This window comes from Novacetimonas sp. GS1 (assembly GCF_036686925.1).
GTDB classification, from domain to species: Bacteria; Pseudomonadota; Alphaproteobacteria; order Acetobacterales; family Acetobacteraceae; genus Novacetimonas; species Novacetimonas hansenii.
On sequence record NZ_VSZP01000001.1, the window covers coordinates 1107069 to 1133397 of the forward strand.

Consider the following 26329-nt stretch of genomic DNA (forward strand, 5'->3'; position numbering starts at 1 on the left):
ACCCATTGGGAAGAAATGGCACATGTTTCGGGACGTTGTCTTTATCTGGGATAATTTCGCCCAAAACCATTATTATTCCAATGGGTTGCCGGGTCTTTCCTTTGAAACAGTCCCCATCAATGATGGGTATGGGGCGCATGGGACACCGGCGTCGTGACCTGCGGCCAGCTTGCCGCGATCCTGTCACTGAGCTGGTTCAGCAGTGATTCCGTAATTTCGGCCACGTGGTTATTGGTGGTGGTGCCGCCTGCGACCTCGATATGCGTGCGGTTGCGCGTGATGGGCTGGTGCAGGTCCTGCGGGATGATGGCCCAGTCCGCATTCAGCGCGGCGGCCCCGTTACGGCTGACATCAAGGCGGCTGATATTGATCGCCAGACGCCATGATGCGGGCGTCGGCTGTGGCTGGTCGGTTACGAAACGTTCGGGCCATTTCTGCGCCAGCCGCGCTGTGACCAGGTCCGTCACCCCCACCGACAGGCGGCTTGCCCAACGGCCAAGCGGGCTGCGTTCGATTTCATGGCCGTCACGCACCAGAATGTCCTGCCCGTCAAGATAGTCGGGGATACGTGCCTGTTGCACCTGAATGACAGGGGTGGTGTCGGTCACGGCAGAGACGCTGCCGCTTGGCGAGGTTGCGCCGGTCGCGATGGCGGATGCGCCCAGCGTATAGAACTTCACCGGGGCGGAGGAGCACGCCGCAAGCAGCGAGGCCGAAATGACCAGCCCGCCCATGGCGCGGCATGTGGCCATATGGCGGGAAAGGAAAACAGGCAGGCACGAGATCATTGGCTGCGTCCCATCAGCAGGAGTTGCGGGTTACTTTCAACTTCGTTGGCGAACCCGCGCAACCCATAGGCGGCGGCGGTCACGTCACGTGTCATATCGGCAAGATGGACCTGATCGGGGGATTGGGGCGATGTCAACTGCTGCACCCCCACCATGGTCTCGTGCGCCTGCGTCAGCGTCAGTCGCGCCTGTGCGATCAACTGGCGCAGTTCCTCGCGCCGGGCGTCCATCTCGCGGCCACCGGTGGCCATCATCCGGTCCATGTCCGTCAGGGTGACGGCCGCGCGCGCCTGGGCATCGGCAAGGGCCGTGCGGATGCTGACCACCGCGACATGGCTGTGTGCCGATGTCTGACGGATGCTGTCGATCATTGGCGGCACGTCGCGGTGCAGGTCGGTGGCAAGCTGCCGGATGCTTGCCACCGTCGTACGGATGTCATGCTGGAGCTTTTCCATCGTCGGCGCGCCCAGCTCCCCCTTGAGCTGTTGCAAGGTGGTCTGGCCCACCGGGATTTCAGGCAGGGAGGCGGGAATGTCCTGATGCAGCCGCGCGGGCGTGTTGGGGGAGAAGTCGAGGTCGATTTCCGACTGTCCCGTCACGAAACTGTGCAGCACCATATCCGCGCGCATGCCATCGGCCACCAGCGTGGGAATGTCGGGCAGGTCCGCGCCACCGGGCACCTGCCGGGGGGAAAATCCGATCTTTACGAAGGTATAGGTACGTTTGATCTGCGGTTTGACGGTGATTTCGATATTTTGCACCGCCCCGACGGGGATGCCACGGAAATTGACCGGGGAGCCGACATCAAGTCCCGCCGTCGAATCCTCGAACACCACCACAGCTTCACGCATGGGATGAAGAAACGGGATATCCCCGCGCGCCAGCAGGCTTATCCCCCCGACAAAGGCCGCGCCAAGCACCAGTGCGCCAATGACTGTCTGTCTGGCGGGCATGGCCCCTATTTGTCCCCGTGGCTGGAGGAATCGGTACGTTCACGGTGCATGAAGGCATGGACCATCGGATTGTCGCAATGATCGCGCATCCATGTGGGCGAACCGTGGGCGATGGCCGTCTTTGATTCGGGGTCGAGGAAGATGCCGTCATCCGCGATCGCAAACAGGCTGGACAGTTCATGGCTGACCAGCACGATCGTGGCCCCCAGCCCGTCACGCAGGTTGAGGATCAGTTCATCCAGCCGGGCGGAGGTGATCGGGTCCAGCCCGGCAGAGGGTTCATCAAAGAACAGGATATCAGGATCAAGCGACATGGCGCGCGCCAGGCCCGCGCGCTTTTTCATCCCGCCACTGAGTTCGGAGGGGAACTGGTCAATGGCATGCAGCATCCCCACCAGCCCGAGCTTGAGCTCGACAAGCTGTCGGATCACATGGGGTCTGAGCGAGGTGAACATCTGCATCGGCAGCGCCACATTCTGCCCCACCGTCATCGAACTCCACAACGCGCCGCTTTGGAACAGGACGCCAAAGCGGCGGCCGATGCGCACCCTGTCCTCATCCGTGCCGGCCCAGTAATTGTCCGTGCCGACCAGATATTCCCCCTGCGTGGGACGCAGCAGGCCGATCATGCTCTTGAGCAGCGTGCTCTTGCCACAGCCAGAGCCGCCCATGACGGCGAAAATGCTGCCGCGCTTCACGTCAAAGGAAATGTCGTGCTGGATCACCTTTGGCCCGAACGCCAGAGTGACGCCACGCACCGACATCATCGCCTGCGCGCTGTCGGCGTCGTGGGCTGCGGCAGGGTGGGGTGTACCGGGGTGGGATGTACCGGGGTGGGATGTGTCTGCATTCATCGGGTCAGATATCCAGCACGTTGGCGATGACGGCGAATATGGCGTCGATGGCGATCACGCCCACGATGCCCACGACCACCGCGCGCGTCGCGGCGATGCCCACGTCGGCGGCGCTGCGTCCGGCCTTCAGGCCGATACGGCAGCTTGTCAGGCCGATGAACCCGCCGAATACGATACTTTTGATAAAACCGAACACGAACTGCGACAGGGCGACGGCATAAAGCGTCTCGTGAAAATAGCCCAACGGCGTGACGTTCAGCATGATGTACGACACGAAAAATCCGCCGAACATGCCGATCAGGCAGCCATACAGGTAAAGCAGCGGCATCGTCAGTATGAGCGCAAGCACGGATGGCAGGATAAGGTAGCTTGCGACCGGGATGCCGAACACCGTCAGGGCGTCGATTTCCTCGTTCCCCTGCATGGTTGAAATCCGCGCGGCATAGGCACCGCCGGTGCGCCCGGCCATGATGATCGCAGTCATGACGGCGGACATTTCGCGCACCATCGCGATTCCAACCAGACTTGCGACATAGATGTCGGCCGCGAATTTATGCAACTGCACTGCGCCGACAAAGGCAAGGATCGCGCCGACAAGGAAATTGACCACGCCCACGATCACCAGCGCCGTCGGTCCCGCCGCGCGCACGTCCGACATCAGGTCGATCGTGCGCATCATGCCCTTGCCCAGCAGCGCGGCAAGCCCACCTTTCGCCGTGGCGACGCCCATTTCACTGACGCAGCCGATTTCATTGAGGGTATCGAGCGTGAATTGCCCCACCGCCGTGACGGGCGCGAAATGGTGGGGCGGCGGCGCATGCGCGTCGGGCGGGATTTCCGGCAGGAGATCGAGCAGTTTGCGTGCGGAATCCGGCAGGGTCTCGGCGCTGACGCTCAGATCGGCCTGCCGCGCATCACGCTTGAGTTCCCACAGGAAGCTGATGAGCGATGTGTCCCACCGCCCCAGCCCGTCGGTGGAAAATTCCAGCGGCTTGCCCTTTGTCGCGGGGGCAAGGCCATTATTGGGAAAGTCGGGTGTGGTGCCGGTCTGCGCGATCCATTCGCCGGACAATGTGATCAGGGTCCGGTTCGCCTCGGCCTGCAGATGCCATTGCGGCGCACCATTGACGGACGTGTTCACCAGCCTCTCCAACCTCAGGGCCGTGCCTGCCACGGCAATGGGCAGGACACGCAGGGAACGCCGCGCGTACAACGGACCGGCGCTGTCATGCGCCGGGTGCCGCGTCCCATGGCGGGGGCGGCACGGCGCACCGGGCGCATGTTCGCGGGGGCGTTCCTTTCCCATACCAGATGACCGGCCATGCACAAGGCCTGCTGCCGCGACGGAATGGTGAGCACAGCGCATGGCTTGTGCATTTCAGGCGGGAGCATATTGGGCAATGCCCGTATTCAGGGCACGGACCATCCGTTGCGCAAAAGGACATGCGCGTCTGTTCCCCCATCTCCTCCCCCCGCGATATGCCCAAGGTCGCCCATTATCCGCTGCGCCACCGACAGCCGGTAATGCAGGGGGTCCCAGAAACTGTCACGATCATCGACGATCGGGCCGGGGATATCGAAATCCACCACCAGCGTGTCGGCCATGTCCGCCGCCATGGCGGTGACGGCCCGGCGGCAGGCCAGCGCACGCATCCTGCTGCGGCTGCCTGGCGGGCCATGCAGGAAGGCGGAGGCAGGGGGAAACCACAAAAGCCGGCGTGTCCCCATCGGCAGGCCCGACAGCATGGTGCGCAACAGCGGCAGGCTGTCGGGTGCGACATGCTCCGCACCGGCGGGTGCGGGCGTGGGGTCGGGCGGTGTCCATGCGGCGAATGCACGATCCACGCGGGCGCGGTCATATCGTGCATCGGGCGGGACGAAGCTGGTATAGCCGTCAGAGCCAAAACGCTGCGCCTTGACCCCCACCAGCCACAGGAACTGGTTCGCCGCTTCCTGCAGGGCATACAGGTTGGCCATGTGCAGGTATCCTGCCCATGGCGACCCGCCATACATCCATTCCGGCCATGGGCGGTTGGGGCCGGTCAGGTTGCCTGGCCGGTTGCGGCACCATGCGGCGTCGATGTCGATCATGACCACGCGCGGGGCAGGGTGGTGGCGCATGAATAATGACAGCAGCCGCGCCTGTTCCCATGCGCTCGCGCTGTTCATGCCAAGTTGCAGGAAATGCGCACCCAACGCATGGTCCAGCACGGCTGGCTGCATCAGGCGGCTGGTGGAGGTGCCGAGCATGACGGAATCGAAACCCGTCCCACGGGCCAGTGCGGGCAGGCTGAAGCGGGTATTGGTGCTGATGGGGATGCGCGGCAGGCGCGGTGACAGCGGCAGCATGTCCCACGGGTCCACCGTGACGATGAAACCATAAAGCAGCCCACCCGCCACCAGCACCGTGACCAGCAATAAGCGGGCGAAGCGGCGCCATGTCCCGGCGCCGCCGCCCGTCATCGCCCCGCCCGTCATCGCCCCGCCCGTCATCGCCCCGTCCGTCATCACCCCGCCGGTTCTTGCCGCTGTCGCGTCCCTTTGCGGCGTTCTGGCGTCCGTTGTGCTTGCCAACCCGGTCGCCGCATCGTCTGGGCGGCGGGGTGGGGGGATCATTGGTGGCGGAAGGTGACGACCAGTACGTCGCGATAGGCCGGGCGGGACGGGTCGATCGGGCGGACCGCCGTTACCCCGTGATAGACACGGTTGTCATCGACAATCGCGGCGTCAAGCGGCTGGTCCAGCATGAATGTGCCGACCTGGCGGCGTTGCAGGTCATGGATGGTGGTTTCCCCCGACATGACATTTTCACGCCGCACCATCAGTACCAGCACCCAGTCCACGCCGTCGCGGTGCAGGCCCTCGGGCGTGGGGTGGCCGGGTTGTTCGGGCAGGGCCTCGATGCGGAACTGGTGGATTTCCGCGTGCCAGCCCTCCGGCCTGCGTTCGGTCGGTGTCAGGTCGGTCATGATGCGGTACATCAGGCGCAGGATCGCCTGCATCGCCGGATGGTCGCCGATATCAGGCTCCACCGCGCGGAACCAGCGTTCGATCCCGCCATTGAGTTCGTTGTAATCGCGGCTCTGGTAATGGGGCTGGTGTTTCTTGCGTCGCATGCCGTCCGCCCCCACCGCGAACGTGGCATGGCGGCGGCGGCGGTAACGCCCGCCATCGGCCATGTAACGGTCCAGCCCCAGCCGGTTCCAGCTTGCGGCAAAATCCTCCCATTCCCGCAGGCCATACTGCACAAGTTCCGCATGCATCCGTTCCGCCCCGACAAAGGCGAACCCCTGCGTGCGCAGGGGGGCCTCCATGGCGGCCAGTGTCGGGTCCGGATCGGGGGGGATGGTCATTCGTGCGCCTTTGGACTCTGGCCCGCCGCAGGGGCGTCGCCGTTGGGGGATGGGGGGGCATCATGCGCCACATCCGCCGCCGGTGTCACCTGCGCGACATTGGGGGGAAACACCATGTGCATGCTGCCGCTGCCATTGATGTCCAGCCCATCTGTCCCCGGCACGTTACGCAGCATGCTGACGCTGGTGGGGATCGGGAACTTCACCGCTTCCTTGACCATACGCGTGGTCAGGCGGCGATAATATTCACGATACACCTTCCACTTCGATCCCGGCGTCGTGCGGACCGAACCCAGGAATTTCGCCCCGTTGCCATCCGCCTGCTCCACACCAAGGAAGGAGAAGTCGGACTTGATCAGTGGCGCGAACTTCGGGTCCTTGCGCATCAGCGCCAGTTCGTCATGCAGGATTGCGGCGACACGGGTGGGGTCCTCGCTCAGGTCCAGCATGAAGTCCACCACGACAAGGTTATAATCGCGCGAGGTGTTCGCGATCGACGTGACCGAGGAGAACGGGATGATATGCAGGTCGCCATTGACCGAACGCAGCCGCAGCGTGCGGATCGACAGATGTTCGACCGTGCCCGACACAGACCCCGCCGTGACCCAGTCGCCCACCTGCATCGCATTTTCCACCAGCATGAAGAAGCCGGTGATGAAGTCCTTGACCAGGCTCTGCGCGCCAAAGGCCACGGCGGCACCCATGATCCCCGCACCCGTCAGCAGGGGGGCGACGTTGATGCCAATCTGCGACAGGGTGGTGACGGTGACGATGACGATGATGAATGTCAGCAGCACCGTGCGAATGATCGGCAGGACCGTGCGCAGGCGGCTGGCGCGTGAGGCCTGTTCAGATGTTTCAAAGCGGTTGATCTGGTTCTGCAGCGCCGCGTTCGCGGCCTCCCACACCACGATGGCCACGGTATAGGCCACCATCACCGTCAGGATCGCGCCGATGATCTTCGTTCCCAGCGTACCATGCAGGAAGAAGGCGAAGGCCGGCAGCCCCCACGATTGCAGCAGGCAGATGATGGTCAGGAAGCTGAGCAGGAACAAAAGGGCCCGCCGTGCATAGGGATAGTAATAATCCATGCGCGCCTGAAGGCCGGGATAGCGCTCTTCCGTCAGGGGCGAGATCTGGAACAGCTTGTTCTGCAGGCCGAAGGCAAGGATCGCGAACAGGCGCGCAAGCAGGATGACCACGATCGTCAGCGACAGCGTGCGCAGGATCCAGGTATAGCCGCCACGCACCTGCGTCGCCCAGACCAGCCACAGCGCGAAGTCAAAGAACATCGCCAGGATCCACCAGAAATGGACCATCCGGCCGACAAAGACCCAGAATGGTTTGTCCTGGAAACGCGCGGGCGGCTGCAGGGCCTCGGCCACATGTCTGCGGATGCGCCAGATGAAGACCGCAACAAGGATATGTTCAATCAGGACGACGGCGCGGATGATTGCCTCTGTCCCGCGTGCCGGCATGTCGAACACCCCGCCCAGCGTGGACAGGCAGATCACCAGAGATGGCGCGGCGACAAGGAAGTTCCACCACCGCGTGACCATGCGCGCGGTGCCATCGCTTGCGGTACACAGGCGGATGGTGGGCGAACGTGGCACGAACACCATTTCCAGCAGCAGGTACAGCGCGCGCGCGATGACATAGGCATTCGTCAGCGTCAGCGTCACCATCTCCGCCTGGTGGGTGGAGGTCAGCAGCGCCGACCCGCCATAGGCCAGCCCAAGGAACAGCGCCACCGGCAGCAGCTTGATCAGCAGGTGCAGGATGGAAAACGGGATGCGCGCGATGATGCGCAGCGTCTCGTGCTGTTGTTTGTCATCCTGTTGCCGGGCCTGTTCGGTCGCGCGTTCGTCCGCGGTTTCCTTGGTCCCGTCGGCCGACAGGGTGGCGGTGGCCTGCACGTCCTGCTGTTCATCCGCCGCGCGGACACGCTGGTTCAGGCGTGTTTCCATCGCCACGGCGCGCGCCGTCACCGCCGCCAGTGGCTTACGCAGCAACAGGGAGAACCCATGTTCCGCCAGCATGGCGAACAGGACGATCAGCGTCGCGCGGCCGGTCGAATCAATCAGGATCTGGCGCGATTCCGCATTGCTCAGCGTCGAATGCACCCAGTGCCCGACAAAGGCGAGATCCTTGAACAATGCCATGAAGTTCTGTGTCTGGCGCAGGGCCACATCACGCGCATGCGACAGTTCATCAAGGAATTCGCTGCTGATGCTGTCAGGTTCAAGCGACACGTCCGAAGACGTGGCCTTGGCCGGGGCGGCTGCCTTGGCCGGGGTTGCCGGGGCGGGTAATCCCTTGGAGATCGCTTCCAGCGTCTTGGTGAATTCGGCGCGCTTTTGCGGGTCATTCATGACCGACAGCACCTGCTGCGCCTGTTGTGACGTCATCTGCCCCTGTGGGGCGGTATCGGCGCGGGCACCGTGCAGGGATGCAAACAGTGCCAGAAAGGAAAAGAACAGCGCAAGGCATGCCCCTGCCCTGAAACGGTGCGGGGATCGGGAAACGGTCATGGAAACGGCGGGCATGCCTCTGGTCACCTCCTGTATCGCGCCGTCCACGTGTGCATCACGGGGGGCGGGGACGGTCTCAAGGATTACGGCCCGTAGGAGTCGGGCCGAAAAATCGCGGGATTTCAAAGTATAAAGGACTATAACGAAAACAGGGTAGAACAGTTGCCGTCCGCGACGCTGTTTTCATGATTTGTCACTGTCATGCGCCCAAAATCCACGGACCTTGTGGCGGAAGGGCAATGCCGGTGCGGGGCTGCTGGCCCCCCCCGTCCGGAAGCCTTGAGAGACTGTTTGAAAAGTCAGGATCAATAACATCCTGAAATCATAAATGTTTTTGGTGAAGCTTTTTCTAAAAAGCTTCAGAAGACGCCGCCTGTTTCGATCGAAAGGCGGCACCCCAAAACTTTTCCTTTTTTATCAAGGAGTTGTTTTCAAACACTCTCTAACAGGCCGACAGTTTTCCTTATCCCCCATCCTGTTGCGGGGGGGGGCTGGTTACGCCGGCGGAAAGGGCGGGGCCTCGGCCTCCAGCTCGCGGCGGATGACGAAGGTGCCGGCCAGGATATCATGCAGCCCCTGCTTGCGCCGGGTCCATGCCACCATCAGGAAGCCAATCCCGAATATCAGGAACGACAGGTATTTCCCCAGGTACCGCCCGGTCGCGCGCAGGGCGTCGATCCGGTTCCCGTGCAGGTCCGTCACCCGCATGCGGCACAGCAGCTTGCCCGGCGTCGCCTGCAGGCGGGAACTTTCGAACAGGATGTAATACAGCGCGGGCAGCACCAGCCACGCCATCTCCAGCACGCCATGGCCATGCCAGTGGATGTGCGGCGTGTTCGACATGATCATGTAATCGGCGGGCTGGATGTACGATACGCTGTAATCGCCGCCACCGCCGCCTGGCTGCTTGTCAAAAATGGTGATCGAGACACTGGGCGAAATGATGGCGCCCAGCAGCATCAGCCCGACCCACACAAGGATCGAATCCACCAGATGCGCCACGACCCGCATCCAGAACCCGGCATAGGTCCAGACCTCCTGAAAGGGGCGTGAGGGGACGGGCTGAAAAAACTGATCGGACATCGGCTGCGCGTTCCTGCTGAATTGGACCGGTGTGTGCCCGCGAAAGGGGATGTAACAGCAATGCCACCGGATGGGGCGGAACGGAAACGGAAAAAAGCGTCCGGCGGCATACGGGCGGGCACTCCCTGCCGCCCGTCCGCACGTGGTTCCGGCCCGATGCCGGGGCGTGGCGAATGTGCCGCTGAAGCATTTCCCCCGAAAACCGGTTCGGTGAAAATGCTCCGGTTTATGGTTTTTACGAGCATCTTCACCTGTTTGAATGCACGCATTCAAACAGGATCTGCCTCTAGCTGCGGTAGGAGCCGTTGATGTCGATGTAGCCATGCGTCAGGTCGCATGTCCATGCCTGCCCGATGCCGTTGGCCAGGCCGAGGTCCACGTCGATTTCGATCTCCTGCCCCTTCATGTGGGCGACGACCGGCGTTTCATCATATCCCGCGACCACGGTGCCGTTGCGCGCGATCCATGTGCCGCCGATCCCAACCGACAGCGTGTCGCGATTGGCGGGTTCCCCACTTTTGCCCACAGCCATGACGACACGGCCCCAGTTCGCGTCCTCCCCCGCGATCGCGGTTTTCACCAGCGGGGAATTGGCGATGGCCATTGCCACGCGCTTGGCCGATTCGTCGGATGTCGCGCCGGTGACGCGGATATGCATCATCTTCGTCGCGCCTTCGCCATCACGTACCACCAGCAGCGCGAGTTCCAGCAACAGGGAGTCGAGTGCCTGTGTGAAGTCCGCAAGGGCGGGGTCATGGGCATCCGTGATGGCGGGATTGCCCGCCCGGCCCGTCGCGAACAAAAGCACCATGTCCGAGGTCGATGTATCGGAATCAACCGTGGTGCAATTAAAGCTCTTTTCCGTCCCGCGCGACAGCAACGCCTGAAGCACCGGCGCCGGAAGGGCGGCATCAGTCGCGATGAACGCCAGCATCGTCGCCATGTCCGGGGCGATCATGCCGCTGCCCTTGGCGATGCCCTGGATGCGCACGGTGGTGCCCGCGATCGTGGTTTCACGCACCGCGCCCTTGGGGAAGGTATCGGTGGTCATGATCCCACGCGCGGCGCCTTCCCACCCGTCATCCGACAGTGTCGCATATAGGCCCGGCAGCGCGTCGCTGATCTTGCGATAGGGCAGGACCTCGCCAATGACACCGGTGGAGGCAAGGAAGACCTCACTTGCCGCGCATTGCGTCAGGCGCGCGGCGTCGGCGGCGTTGGCCTGTGTCGCCTCGTACCCCGCGCGACCGGTAAAGACATTCGCGTTGCCCGCATTCACCACCAGCGCGCGCGCCACCCCACCGGCCAGTGCGGCGCGGCACCAGTCCACCGGCGCACCGGGGCACTTGCTGCGTGTAAAGACACCCGCGACCGTCGTGCCGGGCGTGAATTCGGCCATGACAAGGTCCGTACGCCCCGCATAGCGGATGCCCGCCGCCGTGGCGCCAAAGCGGACGCCGGCCATGGGCTTCAGTTCGGGGAATGGCCGTGCAAGCGGGGAGGTGGGAAGAGCGTCAGCCATGACACATCTGGTCCTTGGTGTGGGGTGGGTTTGATCCCACGCGAAACGGGAACATGTTACACGATGCGGCACGAAATGACGCGGCAGGCCACGACAGGGCAGGTCATGGTGTTACGCATCCGCCGTGCCGGGGCGGCCGGGGCAACACGGGTCATCCCCGGCCCGGCCTGCGCGGCCCATGCGGGCCGGTCTGGCGCGGCATGGCGCGTGGGGATGCCCCGTTGCGCCATGCCGCACCGTCGCGCGATCAGTGCGCGGCGGCGGGCGGCGGGGTCGGCGCGTTGTCGGGCAACGCCTTGCCATCAGGACCGTAACGCACGATCTTGACCTGTCCCACGGCGGAACTGACGGCCTTCTGCACGCCTTCCTGAATCAGCTTCTGGCGGATCTGGTCGCGCATGGAATCCAGTGTCGGGGTCGCGGCCGTGCGCTTGCCAAGAACCTGGATCACGTGCCAGCCATACTGGGTATGCACCGGGGTCTGGCTGAAGCTGTTGGGCTGCAGGGTTGATGCCGCATCCCAGAACGCCGGCAGCATGTCGCCCTTCTTGAACCAGCCAAGGTCGCCACCGTTCTGCTTGGCCGAACCGGGGTCCTTCGACAGCTTGGTCGCCAGGTCGGCGAAATTCGCACCACCCTTGAGCTGCTTGATGATGTCGTTGGCCTGCTCCTCGGTCGGGACGAGGATGTGGCGGGCGTGGATTTCCTCCGCCCCCGGCTTGTTGGCGTAATTCTTGTCGTAATACGCCTTGACCGCGTCATCGGTCAGGCCGGGCGTGACCTGTGATGACAGATAGGCGTTCTGCAACGCGTTCTGCGCCGCGACTTCCATCTGGTGCTGCACGTCGGGCTGCTTGGCAAGGCCACTCTTCTCCGCGACGATCTGGATCGCCTTCTGGTCAACCAGCTGGTTCAGCAGAATCGGGATGATGACATTTTCCGGCAGCTTGCGTAGCTGGTCGGGCATGGTCGCTATGGCCTGGCGGATATCGTTAAGGCGGATATCCTGGCCGTTGACCGACGCCAGGCGCGGGTTTGTGTCGGCCGGTGCAGTGGCCGCGGCGGGCTTGCTGGCTGCGGGGGCAGTGCCTGCGGCCAGGGCTGGAGGGACGATGATGGTGGAGGCAAGCAGGGCCATCGTGGCGATGGCCTTTGCCGGACCGAAAGTCCGCATGTGCGAAAAACCCTAATTATGGACGCGTTGGCCGGCATCATGGCGAAGGCCGCCCTGTCCCGCAAGGGGGCGGGCAGGGGAATGCCTGGATGGCGATTGGAACGGTCGCAGGGAACGGCCACAGGAACCCCACAGGGTGCGCCACAGGGCGCAGCACAGGGGCTGTCATTGGGGACGTCATAAGTGGAGCATCACTGAGGCCCGTCACTGCGGCCCGTCATTTGGGTCCGTCATGGGGTTTCGTCATGGGGCCCATTCACTGGGGCCATCATGATGGCCATCACAGGGCGGGGCAGGGCAGCGGTCAGGGTGGCGGTTGCAAGGGCAGGGATTCAGGGCAGGGATCAGGGCGGGCGCCATGGCAGGCATCCGGGCGGCCATCGGGACGATCATTTCGCCATGTGGTTGGGCGGCATCTGTTGACCCATGGCGACGTGGGTCCTATCTGATGGTTCCGCGCAAGAATGTTATCCGCATGCATGCCCCCCTGTGTCCATCGCCCCAAGGACGCAGGAATCGCCATCTCGGGAAGGTCCATATGTTCGCCAGTATTGCCCGTGCCCTGTTCGGAACCGCCAATGACCGGGCGTTGAAAGCGTATCAGCGGCGCATCCCCGCCATTAATGCGCTTGAACCCCAGATGCAGGCGCTTGACGATCAGGCACTCGCGGCCAAGACGGTTGAGTTCCGTGAACGCATCGCAAAGGGCGAAACCCTTGATGCGCTGCTGCCCGAAGCATTTGCCGTCTGCCGCGAGGCATCGCGCCGCGTGCTGGGGATGCGCCATTTCGATGTGCAGCTGATCGGCGGCATGGTGCTGCAGGATGGCAAGATCGCGGAAATGCGCACCGGCGAGGGCAAGACCCTGGTCGCGACGCTTGCTGTCTATCTCAGCGCGCTGTCGGGCAAGGGCGTGCATGTCGTCACCGTCAATGACTACCTCGCCAGTCGCGACGCGCAGGAAATGGGCCAGCTTTACTCTTTCCTCGGGCTTACGACGGGCGTGGTCGTGCCCAATATCCCCGAACATGAACGCCGCGCCGCCTATGCCGCGGATATCACGTACGGGACGAATAACGAATTCGGCTTCGACTACCTGCGCGACAACATGAAATACCGCGCCGAGGACATGGTCCAGCGCCCCTTCCACCATGCCATCGTCGATGAAGTCGATTCGATCCTGATTGACGAGGCGCGCACCCCGCTCATTATTTCCGGTCCGGCGGATGACAGCTCCGACCTCTACCGTTCCGTTGACGAGGTGATGGCGGTTCTGGTGAGGGACCCGGAAGCCTTTGAAAAAGATGAAAAATACCGCTCCGTCATCCTGACCGACCGTGGGGCGGAGGAAGTCGAGCAGATGTTGCGTGACGCGCAGGTGCTGCGTGAGGGCGGCCTTTACGACATCCAGAACGTCGCCGTCATCCACCATGTGCAGCAGTCGCTGCGCGCGCATACGCTGTTTACCCGCGATGTCGATTATATCGTCCGGGGTGGCAAGGTCATCATCATCGACGAATTCACCGGGCGCATGATGGATGGGCGGCGGTATTCGGACGGCCTGCACCAGGCGCTGGAGGCGAAGGAGCATGTGGAGATCCAGCAGGAAAACCAGACGCTGGCCTCCATCACGTTCCAGAACTATTTCCGCCTTTATCCCCGCCTGTCGGGCATGACCGGCACGGCGATGACCGAGGCCGATGAATTCGCGGATATTTACAAGCTCGAGGTCATTGAGATCCCGACCAACCGTCCCGTCTCGCGCAAGGATGACGATGACGAGGTTTACCTGACAGCGCGTGAGAAATACGAAGCCGTCAGTGCCCTGGTCGAAGATGTGTCGAAAAGCGGGCAGCCCGTCCTTGTCGGCACCACCTCCATTGAAAAGAGCGAGCTTCTGTCCGCCCTGCTGCACAAGCGCGGGGTCCGGCACAATGTCCTCAACGCCCGCTTTCACGAGATGGAGGCGACGATCGTGGCGCAGGCCGGCGCGCCGGGCGCCATCACCATTGCCACGAACATGGCCGGGCGTGGCACGGACATCAAGCTTGGCGGCAATGTGGAGATGCGCATCGCCCAGGAGCTTGGCGGGATCGAGGACCAGGAGGAACGCGCCCGCAAGGAAGCCGAACTGCGCAGGCAGGTGAGCGACTACCATGACACCGTGCAGAAGGCGGGCGGCCTGTATGTGATCGGCACCGAACGCCATGAAAGCCGCCGCATCGACAATCAGCTTCGTGGGCGTGCGGGGCGTCAGGGTGATCCGGGCAACTCGCGCTTCTTCATCTCGCTCGAAGATGACCTGATGCGGATCTTTGGCACCGACCGTATGGGCGGGATGTTGCAGAAAATGGGCCTGAAGGAGGGCGAGGCCATCGTCCATCCGTGGATCAACAAGGCGCTGGAGCGTGCGCAGAAAAAGGTCGAGGCCCGCAACTTCGACATGCGCAAGAATACGCTTAAATATGACGACGTCATGAATGACCAGCGCAAGGAGGTCTATGCCCAGCGCCGCGAATATATGTCGATGGAGGATGTGTCCCCCATCATCGCGGACATGCGCGCCGACGTCATCCACGACATGGTCGAACGTTATATTCCCGAACGTTCCTTTGCGGAGCAGTGGGACAAGGACGGCCTGTCCGCCGCCATCATGACGGAACTGTGCCTGACGTTGCCGATCGACGAATGGGCGGCGGAGGACGGGATGGACGCCACGTCCGTGGCGGAGCGGATCGAACAGGCCGCCAGCCAGGCGCAGGCCTCCAAGGCCGCGAATTTCGGCCCTTCCATCATGCGCTATGTTGAAAAGCAGGTGTTACTGACCACGTTCGATGCGGTGTGGAAGGAGCATCTGCTTGCCCTTGACCAGTTGCGCCAGGGCATTGGCCTGCGTGCCTATGGCCAGAAAGACCCGCTCAACGAGTTCAAGCATGAGGCGTTCGAGCTGTTCAATGCGATGCTCGATCATCTGCGCCTGCGTGTGACATCGACCATGGCACGGGTCGAGGTCGCGCCCCCGGCGATCGACAATCCCTTTGCCGGTGTCGCTGCGGAGGTCCATTCCGACCCGCGTGTGCCGGGGCTGGAAAATGAGCCGGGGCCGGGCCTGCTGGCGGATGCGAATGGAAAGGTCCCCGACCTTGCGATGGCGGAGCCGATCGGGGCCGCGGCGATCATGCCCGATGATCCGTCAAGCTGGGGCGAGGTGCCGCGTAACGCAATGTGCCCTTGCGGGTCGGGCCGGAAATACAAGCACTGCCACGGGCGGCTGGCCTGAGGGGCGGCCGGTCAGGGTGCGGGTGCTGTGACCAATTGATAATAAACAAGATTTACAGGATCAGGGACGAACGATGGCGGGTCATTCCCAATTCAAGAACATCATGCACCGCAAGGGCGCGCAGGATGCCAGGCGGGCGAAGCAGTTTGCCAAGGTCATCCGTGAAATCACCGTCGCCGCGCGTGAAGGCATGCCCGACCCGGCCATGAATCCGCGCCTGCGTGCCGCCATGTCCGCCGCGCGTGAGGTGAACATGCCCAAGGACACCGTCGAACGCGCGATCAAGAAAGCGTCGGGCGCAGGTGGTGGCGATGATTATGTGGAGGTCCGTTACGAGGGGTATGGCCCCGCCGGTGTCGCGGTGATTGTGGAGGGCCTGACCGATAACCGTAACCGTACGGCGTCGGATGTACGCGCGGCATTTTCCAAGCATGGCGGATCGCTTGGCGAGACGAACTCCGTCTCCTTCATGTTCCAGCGCCTTGGTGTCGTGACCTATCCGCTTGATGTCGCGACCGAGGACGGGATGCTCGAAGCCGGGATCGAGGCCGGGGCCGATAACGTGGAAACCACCGCGGAAGGGCATGAAGTGACCTGCCCCGTGGAGTCATTTTTCGCGGTGCGTGATGCGCTGGAAACCCGATTTGGCGAACCTGCGTCGGCCAAGCTCGACTGGCGTCCCGAAACGGTCGTCACCCTGGACGAGGACAAGGCCCGCAGCGTGCTCAAGCTGATTGACGTGCTGGAAGAAAATGATGACGTCCAGTCGGTCTATGCCAATTTCGACCTGCCTGATGACGTCGCCGAAGCATTGTCGGCCTGATCGCGCACGGCGATGGTGCGGATACTGGGGATTGATCCCGGCCTGCGCTTTACCGGCTGGGGTGTGATCGAGGCACGGGACAACCGGCTGTCGCACGTGGCGGATGGCGTCATCGCAACCGACGCCGCGATGTCGGTCCCGTTACGCCTGCGCCACCTGCATGACGCGCTTTTGGAACTTGGTCGCGGTTTCGCCCCTGACGAGGCCGCGATCGAGGAAACCTATGTCAACCGTAACGGGGCCGCCACGCTGAAGCTGGGCTATGCCCGTGGTGTCGGGCTTCTGGTGCCGGTGCTTCTGGATATACCGGTGTCCGAATATGGTGCGAAATCGGTCAAGCGTTCGGTTGTTGGCACCGGGGCGGCGACCAAGGAACAGGTGGAAATGATGGTGCGACGCCTGCTGCCGACCGCGATCGCGAAACGTTCTGATGCGGCGGACGCGCTGGCGGTGGCGATCTGCCATGCCCACCATCGTGCCAGTGCCGCGCATATCGCACGCGCCACGAGGATGGCATGATCGCGCAACTGACCGGCCTTGTGGGGCAGGTGGAGGCGGATCGCTGCGTCATTGATGTCGGTGGGGTGGGCTATCTTGTCCTGGCCTCGACCCGCACCCTGTCCGCCCTGCCGCAGGGGCCAGAGGTCGCGCGCGTGCTGATTGAAACCGTGGTGCGCGAAGATGCGATCCTCCTGTATGGCTTCATCGACGCGGCGGAACGTTCATGGTTCCGTCTTTTGACCACGGTGCAGGGGGTGGGCGCGAAGGTGGCGCTGGCGATCCTGTCCACGCTTCCGGCATCCGAACTGATTGCGGCCATCGCCTCGGGTGATAAATCGGGGCTGACACGGGCGGCGGGGGTTGGCGCGCGGCTTGCGCAGCGGATCGTCACCGAACTGCGTGACAAATGCGACGGCATGCCCGGTGGCGGCGCGCCCGGCGTGGTCATGGCGGGGGTCAAGGTTACGGGCAATGGCGGCGTGATGTCTGATGCGCTGCTGGCGCTGTCGGGCCTTGGGTTCCGGCGGGCAGAGGCGCAGCCGGTCGTCGCCCGGGTCATGGACCGTCTTGACGGTGGGGGGGACCTTGACGTCATCATCCGCGAAAGCCTGAAGGAACTGGCCCGATGAGCGGACATCCCGAACGCGAGGTCGATGCCGCCCGGGGCGAGGATGACATCGCCGAAGCAAGCCTGCGCCCCCAGACGCTTGACGATTTCACCGGCCAGAAGGCCAGCCGCGAGAACCTTGCCATCTTCATCGCGGCCGCGCGGCAGCGGGGGGAGGCGATGGACCATGTGCTGCTGCATGGTCCGCCGGGGCTGGGTAAGACGACACTGGCGCAGATTGTTGCGCGTGAACTCGGGGTGGGGTTCCGTGCGACGTCCGGTCCCGTCATCCAGCGCGCGGGCGATCTTGCGGCGATTTTGACCAATTTGCAGCCGCGCGACGTATTGTTCATTGACGAGATCCACCGCCTCCAGCCCTCCATCGAGGAGGTGCTGTATCCGGCGATGGAGGATTTTCAGCTTGACCTGATCATCGGCGAAGGCCCCGCCGCGCGGTCGGTGCGCATCGACCTTGCGCCCTTTACGCTGGTTGCGGCAACGACGCGTGCGGGGCTGCTGGCGACCCCGTTGCGCGACCGGTTTGGCATTCCGCTGCGTCTGGTGTTCTACACGCCCGAGGAATTGCGCCAGATCGTCTCACGCGGGGCGCAGAAGCTGAATTTCGAACTGACCCATGACGGGGCGGAAGAGATCGCGCGCCGTTCGCGCGGGACACCGCGAATCGCGGGGCGGCTGTTGCGCCGGGTGCGTGATTTCGCCGCCGTGGCGCGATCGGGCCATGGTCCGGTGGACCGGGCGCTGGCCGATGCGGCCCTGGCGCGGCTTGAGGTGGATTCGATGGGGCTGGATGGCATGGACCGCCGTTACCTGCGCCGCATCGCGCAATACCATCATGGTGGTCCCGTGGGGGTGGAAACCCTGGCCGCCGCCCTTGCAGAGGCGCGCGACACGATCGAGGATGTGATCGAACCCTATCTGATCCAGGAGGGGCTGGTCCTGCGCACCAGTCGTGGCCGCATGCTGGGTGAACGCGGATGGCGTCATCTGGGGCTGGTGCCCCCCGCGCGCACGGCGGGGCAGGGCGACCTGCTGGGGGAGATCGGGGACGGGGCATAGGTAATCGGCATGGCGCAGCACGAGATCGATTTTCGCATCTATTACGAGGATACGGACGCCGGGGGCGTGGTCTATCACGCGCGCTATCTCGCCTTTGCGGAGCGCGCACGCACGGAGGCGATCCGTGCGCAGGGCTGTGCGGTGTCGGGGCTGCTGTCCGATTACGGGCTGGTGTTTGTCGTGCGTAACGCCGCGCTGGATTACCGTCGCCCGTTCCGTCTGGATGACATCATGCGCATCACGACTCGGCTGACGGAACTCGGCCCGGCAAGCTGTCGCCTGTTCCAGTCGTTCGCACGCGTTGACGAAGGTCACAATACCGCGCCGCAGGAGGTATGCGCCACGTTGGATGTGCGCCTTGCATGCATTCGCGCAGACGACGGGCGACCTGCCCGATTTCCGCCGCGATGGCGTGATCTATTGAATACATTGCTGGCCTGAGCAGGCTTCGCCGCGCATATTTTTCCGGTCGGAACGCATGCCGGTGACGCTCTTTTGGCGTCGGGGGTTGCAGGTAGTGCATTGCTGCGCGGAAAGCGGCTTGGCGCTGACTTGCCAAACAGGCAATGTTCGTGTTTGAGCGGACGATTGAAGGTGTGCAGGAGGCGTTTTTGGACCAAGCGGTTAACGCGGCGAATCTGGGCGCGGCTGCGGCTGGCGGATTGTCGTTATGGAGTCTGTTTCTTCAGGCGGCGATTGTCGTCAAGCTGGTGATGATGGGGCTGGTTGTCAGCAGCGTCATCGTATGGGCGATCATTTTCGACAAGATCGTGACCATCCGCCGGGTCAACCGGCAGGCCTCCGATTTCGAGGAGAGGTTCTGGGCGGGCGGCAGCCTGGAGGATCTGTATGAATCCGACGGCGCAAAGCCGATTCACCCGATGGCCGCCGTATTTGGCGCGGCAATGGGCGAATGGCGTCGGTCGTCGCGTATCACGGGCATCGACCTGGTGCATGGCGGGGTGCAGGATCGCGTCAATCGCGCCATGTCCATCACCATCACGCGCGAAATGGACCGGCTGAACCGGTGGCTGATCTTTGTCGCGACCATCGGGCCGGTGGCGCCGTTCATCGGCCTGTTCGGCACGGTGTGGGGCATCATGCATGCGTTCGGGTCGATCGCTGCCATGCATAACACCAACCTCAGCGTCGTGGCGCCGGGTATTTCCGAAGCCCTGTTTGCCACGGCCATCGGCCTTGTCACCGCCATCCCTGCCGTGATCGCCTATAACGTCATCGGCAACAGCCTTGGTGTGTTCGAGGACAGGCTGGATGCGTTCGGGACCGAGTTCGCGGCCATCCTGTCGCGCCAGTCCGAAGAAAGGGGCTGATCATGGCCGGTGGCCTGCGTGACCTGCGCCGGCGTCGTCGCCGGCGCCCCATGTCGGATATCAACGTCACGCCGCTTGTGGACGTCATGCTGGTGCTGCTGATCATTTTCATGGTCACGGCGCCGATGATGACAAGTGGTGTCAATGTGGACCTGCCGAAAACCGACGCGGCCCCCGTCAATACGGACACGAAACCCATTACGGTTTCCATCCGTTCCGATGGTTCCCTTTATCTTGGGGATAATGCCGTGTCGCCGGATGCGCTGGTGGATCAGTTGCGTGCCGCGGCGCAGAATGACCGTGAACACCGCATTTTCGTGCGCGGGGATTCACATATTGATTATGGCCGCGTCATGCAGGTGATGGGGCAGATCACGGCAGGCGGGTTCACGCACGTCGCCCTGCTGGCACAGCAGCCGCCCGGTGGCGGGCACTGATACGGGCTTGGCCAACATACTGGACAATTTCGGGAGTCCCCTGATCGTGCCGCCTCCGCGTCGTTCCGAACGTGTCCTGCTGCGCCGTTCGATCCTTGTATCGGGCGGCCTGCACGTGGCGTTGCTGCTGGCGGTGATATTGCGCCTGCCGGTGCCAACGCCGCCTGAACCACCCCCACCGCCCACGGTGGAGATGGAATTTACATCCGATTCCGGCGATGCCCCCCCGCACAAGGGGGAAAAGCCCGCGCCCAAACCTGCGCCCGCCCCGGCCCCGGTGCCCAATCCGGCCCCGCCCGCGCCGACACCGCCGGAAAAGGAACCCAACGAGGAGGCAGCCCCACCCCCGCCGCCGCCTCCTCCTATGCCGCCGCCGCAGGAGGCACCGGCCCCCACGCCGGATACCCCCACGCCCCCCAAGGCGGAGGAACCGTCGCCTGATGCGCTGAAGCTGCCGCCGCAGCCACAGTCGGTGCCCGCGCCCGCAAGTGCGCCGGTGCCGCCTTCGCCGCAGCCGGAGGATAATGCGCCGCCAAAGGTGCAGGAATTCTCCCACATCACGCAGCCGAACGAGACGAAGAAGGCTGTGCCGGACACGCATTCGCTGTTGGCGACGCTGGATTCCTTCCGTGCGGACCAGAAGCAGACCCATCCGCCCAAGGCCCGCGCCAACCCGGCACAGGGGGGCGCGCCCGATGGTGGCGGTGCCCCTGACGGAGATATTACCCAGTCCATGAGTGCGGCCGACCAGAAGGGCATCGGCAATGCCGTGCGACGCTGTTATTCCGAAGATACGGCCGCGCGTAATTATGCGCAGTTCGTGGCGCATCTTGTGGTGACGGTGGATGCCACGGGCACGGCACGCATCGTGGAATTCGCACCGCAGACACAGGCGCGCATGGACAGCGACCCGTCCTATCGCGCGCTGGCGGAACGCGCGCGTGATGCGGTGCTGAGCCCCACCTGCGCCAAGCTGCCAATTCCCAAGAACCTGCTGGGCCAGACCCGACAGTTGAAATTCGTATTTCGTCCATAAAAGCAGGACGAGACCGAGGAGACGATTGAGATGAGTCCAAGTGTAAAGCCTGTTATCCCCGATGCGGATGCCGATCGCCTGGCCGCTGCGTTTGGTCGCCGTGGCGTCATGGGGGCGGGGATCGCGGGGGGGCTGCTTGCGACGCCGCTGTTCGCGCCCGTGGGCGTGGCGCATGCCCAGTCGGCGGCCCCGGATGCGGAAATTACCGTGGATCAGGCCCGTACTGCGCCGATTCCCATTGTCATCCCGTCATTGGGGAACGGGATCGGACAGCAGATCACCGATGTCATTTCCGCCGATCTGGGGAATTGCGGCCTGTTCCGTCCCATTTCGGCCTCCATGCCGACGGGGCGTCCCGATTTCGCGACGTACAAGACCATGGGTGCGCGTGCGATGGTGTCCGGGCGTGCGGAAAATACCGGGTCGTCCATCCGGGTGGAATTCCGCCTGTGGGATGTGACCACCGGCAGCCAGATTCAGGGGACAGCCTATACCGCGTCAAGCCAGGATTGGCGGCGGATCGCGCATGTGATTTCCGACGTGATCTATACGCGCCTGCTGGGGGAGAAAGGGTATTTCAATTCCCGCATTGCTTATGTCGCGATGTCGGGGCCGCGTTCGCACCAGACGCGCCGCCTTGCGATCATGGACCAGGACGGTGCCGACAGCCGGTATCTGACCAGCGGGCAGTGGGATACGATCACCCCGCGCTTCAACCCGGCGAATAGCGAACTCGCCTTCATGTCATATATCAACAACCGTCCGCGCGTTTACCTGTTCAACCTCAATACGGGGCAGCAGCGTATGCTTGGCGAGTTTTCGGGCATGTCATTCGCGCCGCGTTTCAGCCCGCGCGGCGATGCGGTGGTCCTGTCGGTGACGCGCGGCAGCGGGTCCGACCTGTATTCGGTGGATTTGTCGAGCATGTCGCGCCACCAGATCACGGCATCGGGCGCGATTGACACCAGCCCGTGCTACAGCCCCGATGGGTCACAGATTGTCTTTAACTCCGATCGTGGCGGCTCCCCGCAGCTTTATGTAATGCCGGCCACCGGGGGCGATGCAAAGCGCATTTCCTATGGCCATGGGCATTACGGGTCGCCCGTATGGTCACCGCGTGGCGACCTGATCGCATTTTCGCGTATCGCCAACGGTTCCTTCTCTCTTGGTGTCATGGCGCCTGACGGGACGGGGGAACGTATCCTGACGCAGGGCTTTACAGTGGAAAGCCCGACTTTCTGCCCAAATGGCCGGGTTCTTGCTTTCTGTCGCCAGACCGCCGCCCATGCGGGCGGCGCGGGGTTCAGCTCCGGCATCAGCAGCATTGACATTACCGGCTTCCACGAGCGTCCCCTGCCGGTCGGCAGTTCGTCCGATCCGACATGGTCGCCCCTGAACCAGTAAAAGGAGACATTTTTACAACAGTCGATGGGTACAATATCATGCAGCATTTCGTCGCGTGATGGTCCGGTATGTGTCCACTTCAACTTGACGATCATGGTGCCGATGAAGTATTCATGCCGCAGGTCTCCAGCGTTCGCGGGTCTCTGTTTACGTTTGTTGGCAGGGCAAAACGAGACTCGGGACCAGCAGAATTTGTACCCGGAAATTTAACAAGTGGTTTCAATATAAAAGAAACCAATCCAGGATCAAAAGTAATGAGACTGAAGCTTCTTGGCGCCGCTGGCATGGCTCTCTTCCTTGCCGCCTGCTCCGATCACACGAACAAGGCCGTCAACACCGGCGCCGCCACCCAGCAGCAGACCGGCCCCGTGCCCGGCAGCGAAGCCGACCTGGTGGCGAACGCGGGTGATCGCGTGTTCTTCGAACTGAACCAGAACTCCCTGTCCGCCGACGCAAAGGCAACGCTGGACCGTCAGGCTGCCTGGCTTGCAAAGTATCCGCAGGTCAACATCCAGATCGCCGGCAACTGCGACGATCGTGGGACCGAGGAATACAACCTTGCCCTGGGGCAGCGTCGTGCGAACGCAGCCCATGACTATCTGGTGGCCAAGGGTGTCGCGGCTTCGCGCATCACGACCATCTCCTACGGCAAGGACCGTCCGACCGCCCCTGGCGATGACGAAGCTTCCTGGTCGCAGAACCGCAACGCGATTTCCGCGGTGCAGTAAGGTTTCCTTTCCCGTCATGGGAAATGGAGGTTTTAACGGAGCCGGTCGGGTGCTTATCACCCGGCCGGTTTTGTTTTAGGTATATGCCTGTTCCATCCGGTCCCGTACATACCGGCAAGATATAAATGCTCAAGAAGAGGATTCCATCCATGCGGTCTGTTGTGTCCAGCTTTGTTCACGCGGGGCGGCGGTCGCTGCGAACTGCTCTTTTGGGGATGGTGATGGGGGGGGCGGTCGTGCATGTTGGTGCGGCGCGGGCCGATGATAACGGCAATCTTGTGCTGCAACTGCTGGAGCGTGTGAATACGCTGGAGGAGCAGACCCGCGACATGCGCGGACAGATTGATCAGTTAAACAATCAGGTGCAGCAGCAGAATGCGACACTGAGCAAGCAGATCGCTGATATGAATTTCGCGATGCAGAACGGGCACGGTGGCGCATCGGGTGGTGCCGCCAGCGCGGCTTCGACCGCGGCAGCGGGGGCAGCGCCGCTGGCGTCGGCGGATGGCGCAGCACCAGCGAAACGTACGGCGGCTGATATCCTGAAGGACGGGAATGCGGCCTTGCTGCGGCAGGATTACACCGCCGCGCAGGCGGATGCGCAGCAGGTGCTGTCCGGTCCCAAAAGTGTGCGTCAGATTGATGCGCAGTATCTGCTGGCGCAATCGCTGGCGGGACAGAAGCAGTATCGCCAGTCGGCGCTGGCTTATTATGACACCTATAACCGTTCCCCCCATGGGGCCCGCGCGCCAAGTGCGTTGCTGGGGGTTGCCGCGACATTGGTGGCGTTGGGGGACAAGGCATCCGCCTGTCAGGCACTGGACAAGTTGTCGAGTGAATTTCCAGAACCTGAGCCCCGCATCCGCAGTGCGGAAGGCATCTATCGCAAAAAGGCGAAGTGCGGCGGTTGATGGTTCCTGTCAGTAGAGGGTGACAGACTGTTTGCAAGGTGAAATCAGGCAACCAGTTGGAATGATAAAATTTTTGACCACTTTTCCCAAAGCTTTGAAAAATATTGTTTTTTCAAACGGTTGAAGTAACGCCTGATTTTCTCATTTCATTGTCAAAAGCCTGTTTCCAAACAGTTTTCTGGAGATTGTTTAAAAACAGACCCTTGATAGGAAATAAGAAAAGTTTTTGGGGGCCGCCTTTCGATCGAAAAAGGCGGCGTCTTCTGAAGCTTTTTAGAAAAAGTTTCACCAAAAAACTTTATGATTTCAGGATGTTGTTGATCCTGATTTTTCAAACAGTCTCTTGGACGAAGATGTTTCCTGTGAAGCTTTTTTTGGGAATGCTTCACAAGCTGTCGCCCTGTCTGAAACAGCGATGTCCGGGAATTTATATTGGTTTCGGTATGTTGGTGGGGCTGCATTTTCAGACAATCTCTCAGGCATTACGGGGCGGCGGGGCAGGATGGATGACACCACGCGCATGATGCGTGCGCAGGGCGGCCGGGTGATTGGCGATGCCGGATTCGCGCGATGCATGCAGGCGTTGGGACCATGGTTGCCCGATGGGCCTGATGCGGTGCCGGTTGCAATCGCGGTATCCGGGGGAGCGGACAGTCTGGCGCTTGCGCTGTTGACGCGGCGGTGGCGGCACGCGGTTGTCGGGCTGGTGGTGGATCACGGGTTGCGTGCGGAATCGGCGGATGAGGCCGCACGGACGGTGCGTTGCCTTGCAGAGATGGATATTCCTGCACGGTTGTTGCGTCTGCGGGGGTTGCTGCGTGGTCCACGCATGGCCGAACGTGCGCGACGCCTGCGTTATCAGGCGTTGTGTCACGCCTGCCGCGAACTGGGCTGTCTTGACCTCCTGCTTGGCCATCATGGTGATGACCAGGCTGAAACCGTCATGATGCGCCAGCGTGCGTCCAGTGGCCCCGACGGGCTGGCGGCGATGGCGCAGGCGGTCGCGGGGACTGACGTGCGGTTTGTGCGGCCGTTGCTGGGCGTGTGCAAGGCTGATCTTTACGCCACCTTGCGTCATGCGGGCATCGACTGGGTGGAGGACCCGTCCAACACCGATCTGCGCACCGAACGCGCCCGGGCGCGACATGCACTGTCAACGGATGCGCAGTTGCGGCGGGTATGCCTGCAAACGGCCCAGCAGGCGGGGGGGCGGCGTATGGCGCGTGATGCGCAGGATGCGCAATGGCTGGCGGCTCATGCCCGCTTTGATGCGGGGGGATGGGTCGGCCTGCCCCGTATGTTGCCGCCCGAACGGGTACTGTCCGCGCTGGTACGCACCGTATCCGGCCATGAATATCCCCCTTCGCCCGGTGGCGTTGCCGCCCTGTGTGCGGTTCCGCGTGCTGCGACCCTGGGCGGGGCGTGCCTGCTGGCGCATGGTGGGGAATGGTTGCTGGCGCGGGAGGAAGCGGCGATGCAGGGGCATGTCCGCGCCCGTGCGGGCATATGCTGGGACGGGCGTTTCGTCTTGCATGTGGATGGGGTGGCGGATGGGGCGGTCCCTGCGCTGTCGGACCTGTATGTCGGTGCGGCCGGGGCGGTTGCCACATGGTGGCCGCGCGAACGGGGGCGGCCCCCCTTTCCTGCGCGCGTGTTGCGCACGCTGCCCGCGCTGCATCGGGGCGGACGGGTGGTGGCGGTGCCGCATATGGGGGTATTCGCCCCCGGCATGGAACAGGGGTGGCGTTTTGCCTTTGCCCCGCCCTGTCCGGCGACAATGCTTGCCAGATTTACCCCATCAGGGCAGATTCATCACCCCGTTTGACAGAAAGGTCTGTCATGGGGGGTGTGAATATGCCTTGATCGTCCTATGTAAGAAAGACGTAACAGGAACTTGGTGTCTGTCAGTTGGCCTGCCCCGGTGGGTCCACGAGGG

General features: G+C 62.9%; 24 protein-coding genes. 13 read left to right on the forward strand and 11 right to left on the reverse strand.

All coding sequences use genetic code 11. The features are described 5' to 3' along the window. Positions 1 to 116 precede the first annotated feature (116 nt). The 11 genes from FYB92_RS05130 to FYB92_RS05180 form a co-directional block, all read right to left on the reverse strand. Entirely contained in the window at positions 117 to 788 is a 672-nt protein-coding gene (locus FYB92_RS05130) for a membrane integrity-associated transporter subunit PqiC (protein ID WP_175575131.1), read from the reverse strand. Then, positions 785 to 1741: an MlaD family protein gene (locus FYB92_RS05135; protein ID WP_003622074.1), complete on the reverse strand. Its 957-nt coding sequence runs from the start codon at positions 1739 to 1741 to the stop codon at positions 785 to 787. The genes FYB92_RS05130 and FYB92_RS05135 overlap by 4 nt, the downstream gene beginning before the upstream one ends. Before the next feature lie 5 nt (positions 1742 to 1746). Beyond that, positions 1747 to 2508, reverse strand: a complete 762-nt coding sequence (locus FYB92_RS05140) for an ABC transporter ATP-binding protein (protein ID WP_040512927.1) — start codon at positions 2506 to 2508, stop codon at positions 1747 to 1749. Between the two features lie 91 nt (positions 2509 to 2599). Next, positions 2600 to 3736 (reverse strand): ABC transporter permease, encoded by a 1137-nt coding sequence (locus FYB92_RS05145; RefSeq protein ID WP_080545543.1) that lies wholly within the window; start codon positions 3734 to 3736, stop codon positions 2600 to 2602. A 269-nt stretch (positions 3737 to 4005) separates the two neighbouring features. Beyond that, complete coding sequence (locus FYB92_RS05150; RefSeq protein WP_332828313.1) at positions 4006 to 5103, reverse strand: hypothetical protein; 1098 nt, start codon at positions 5101 to 5103, stop codon at positions 4006 to 4008. Between the two features lie 104 nt (positions 5104 to 5207). Then, positions 5208 to 5948, reverse strand: a complete 741-nt coding sequence (locus FYB92_RS05155; protein ID WP_003622081.1) for a 2OG-Fe dioxygenase family protein — start codon at positions 5946 to 5948, stop codon at positions 5208 to 5210. Further along, the gene (locus tag FYB92_RS05160; protein WP_062809417.1) at positions 5945 to 8494 is read right to left on the reverse strand and encodes a mechanosensitive ion channel family protein; all 2550 of its coding nucleotides are present in this window, start codon (positions 8492 to 8494) and stop codon (positions 5945 to 5947) included. Before FYB92_RS05160 ends, FYB92_RS05155 begins: the two co-directional genes overlap by 4 nt. A gap of 480 nt (positions 8495 to 8974) precedes the next feature. Then, positions 8975 to 9562, reverse strand: coding sequence for an RDD family protein (locus FYB92_RS05165; protein WP_003622086.1), 588 nt, complete (start codon positions 9560 to 9562; stop codon positions 8975 to 8977). A 286-nt stretch (positions 9563 to 9848) separates the two neighbouring features. Then, on the reverse strand, positions 9849 to 11084 hold the full coding sequence (gene argJ, locus FYB92_RS05170) for a bifunctional glutamate N-acetyltransferase/amino-acid acetyltransferase ArgJ (protein ID WP_003622088.1): 1236 nt from the start codon (positions 11082 to 11084) through the stop codon (positions 9849 to 9851). 56 nt (positions 11085 to 11140) lie between these two features. Beyond that, a complete protein-coding gene (locus FYB92_RS05175) occupies positions 11141 to 11314 on the reverse strand; it encodes a hypothetical protein (protein WP_003622091.1) in 174 nt (57 codons plus the stop codon). A gap of 17 nt (positions 11315 to 11331) precedes the next feature. Next, entirely contained in the window at positions 11332 to 12258 is a 927-nt protein-coding gene (locus FYB92_RS05180) for a peptidylprolyl isomerase (protein WP_003622092.1), read from the reverse strand. Between the two features lie 538 nt (positions 12259 to 12796). On the opposite strand from FYB92_RS05180, the gene secA reads away from it, so the two are divergent. The 13 genes from secA to tilS all read left to right on the forward strand — a co-directional run bounded on the left by secA (position 12797) and on the right by tilS (position 26218). Further along, entirely contained in the window at positions 12797 to 15538 is a 2742-nt protein-coding gene (gene secA / locus FYB92_RS05185) for a preprotein translocase subunit SecA (RefSeq protein ID WP_003622096.1), read from the forward strand. Positions 15539 to 15611: 73 nt separating this feature from the next. After that, the gene (locus FYB92_RS05190; RefSeq protein WP_003622098.1) at positions 15612 to 16361 is read left to right on the forward strand and encodes a YebC/PmpR family DNA-binding transcriptional regulator; all 750 of its coding nucleotides are present in this window, start codon (positions 15612 to 15614) and stop codon (positions 16359 to 16361) included. A gap of 12 nt (positions 16362 to 16373) precedes the next feature. Further along, positions 16374 to 16880, forward strand: a complete 507-nt coding sequence (gene ruvC, locus FYB92_RS05195; RefSeq protein ID WP_003622099.1) for a crossover junction endodeoxyribonuclease RuvC — start codon at positions 16374 to 16376, stop codon at positions 16878 to 16880. Continuing rightward, positions 16877 to 17491 carry a Holliday junction branch migration protein RuvA gene (gene ruvA / locus FYB92_RS05200; RefSeq protein ID WP_003622101.1) on the forward strand — a complete coding sequence of 205 codons (615 nt, stop codon included), beginning with the start codon at positions 16877 to 16879 and terminating at the stop codon, positions 17489 to 17491. The genes ruvC and ruvA overlap by 4 nt, the downstream gene beginning before the upstream one ends. Further along, positions 17488 to 18546, forward strand: coding sequence for a Holliday junction branch migration DNA helicase RuvB (gene ruvB / locus FYB92_RS05205; protein WP_003622103.1), 1059 nt, complete (start codon positions 17488 to 17490; stop codon positions 18544 to 18546). The genes ruvA and ruvB overlap by 4 nt, the downstream gene beginning before the upstream one ends. Before the next feature lie 9 nt (positions 18547 to 18555). After that, entirely contained in the window at positions 18556 to 18987 is a 432-nt protein-coding gene (locus tag FYB92_RS05210) for a YbgC/FadM family acyl-CoA thioesterase (RefSeq protein WP_003622105.1), read from the forward strand. Between the two features lie 125 nt (positions 18988 to 19112). Further along, positions 19113 to 19877, forward strand: a complete 765-nt coding sequence (tolQ, locus tag FYB92_RS05215; RefSeq protein WP_003622107.1) for a protein TolQ — start codon at positions 19113 to 19115, stop codon at positions 19875 to 19877. Positions 19878 to 19879: 2 nt separating this feature from the next. Beyond that, the gene (tolR, locus tag FYB92_RS05220; RefSeq protein WP_003622109.1) at positions 19880 to 20314 is read left to right on the forward strand and encodes a protein TolR; all 435 of its coding nucleotides are present in this window, start codon (positions 19880 to 19882) and stop codon (positions 20312 to 20314) included. Positions 20315 to 20360: 46 nt separating this feature from the next. Further along, positions 20361 to 21350, forward strand: a complete 990-nt coding sequence (locus FYB92_RS05225; protein ID WP_040512935.1) for a hypothetical protein — start codon at positions 20361 to 20363, stop codon at positions 21348 to 21350. A 30-nt stretch (positions 21351 to 21380) separates the two neighbouring features. Next, on the forward strand, positions 21381 to 22754 hold the full coding sequence (gene tolB, locus FYB92_RS05230; protein ID WP_003622113.1) for a Tol-Pal system beta propeller repeat protein TolB: 1374 nt from the start codon (positions 21381 to 21383) through the stop codon (positions 22752 to 22754). Between the two features lie 254 nt (positions 22755 to 23008). Then, a complete protein-coding gene (gene pal / locus FYB92_RS05235; RefSeq protein WP_003622115.1) occupies positions 23009 to 23482 on the forward strand; it encodes a peptidoglycan-associated lipoprotein Pal in 474 nt (157 codons plus the stop codon). Between the two features lie 215 nt (positions 23483 to 23697). After that, on the forward strand, positions 23698 to 24393 hold the full coding sequence (locus tag FYB92_RS05240; RefSeq protein WP_408902391.1) for a hypothetical protein: 696 nt from the start codon (positions 23698 to 23700) through the stop codon (positions 24391 to 24393). Between the two features lie 502 nt (positions 24394 to 24895). Beyond that, positions 24896 to 26218, forward strand: a complete 1323-nt coding sequence (tilS, locus tag FYB92_RS05245; RefSeq protein WP_332828315.1) for a tRNA lysidine(34) synthetase TilS — start codon at positions 24896 to 24898, stop codon at positions 26216 to 26218. Positions 26219 to 26329 lie beyond the last annotated feature (111 nt).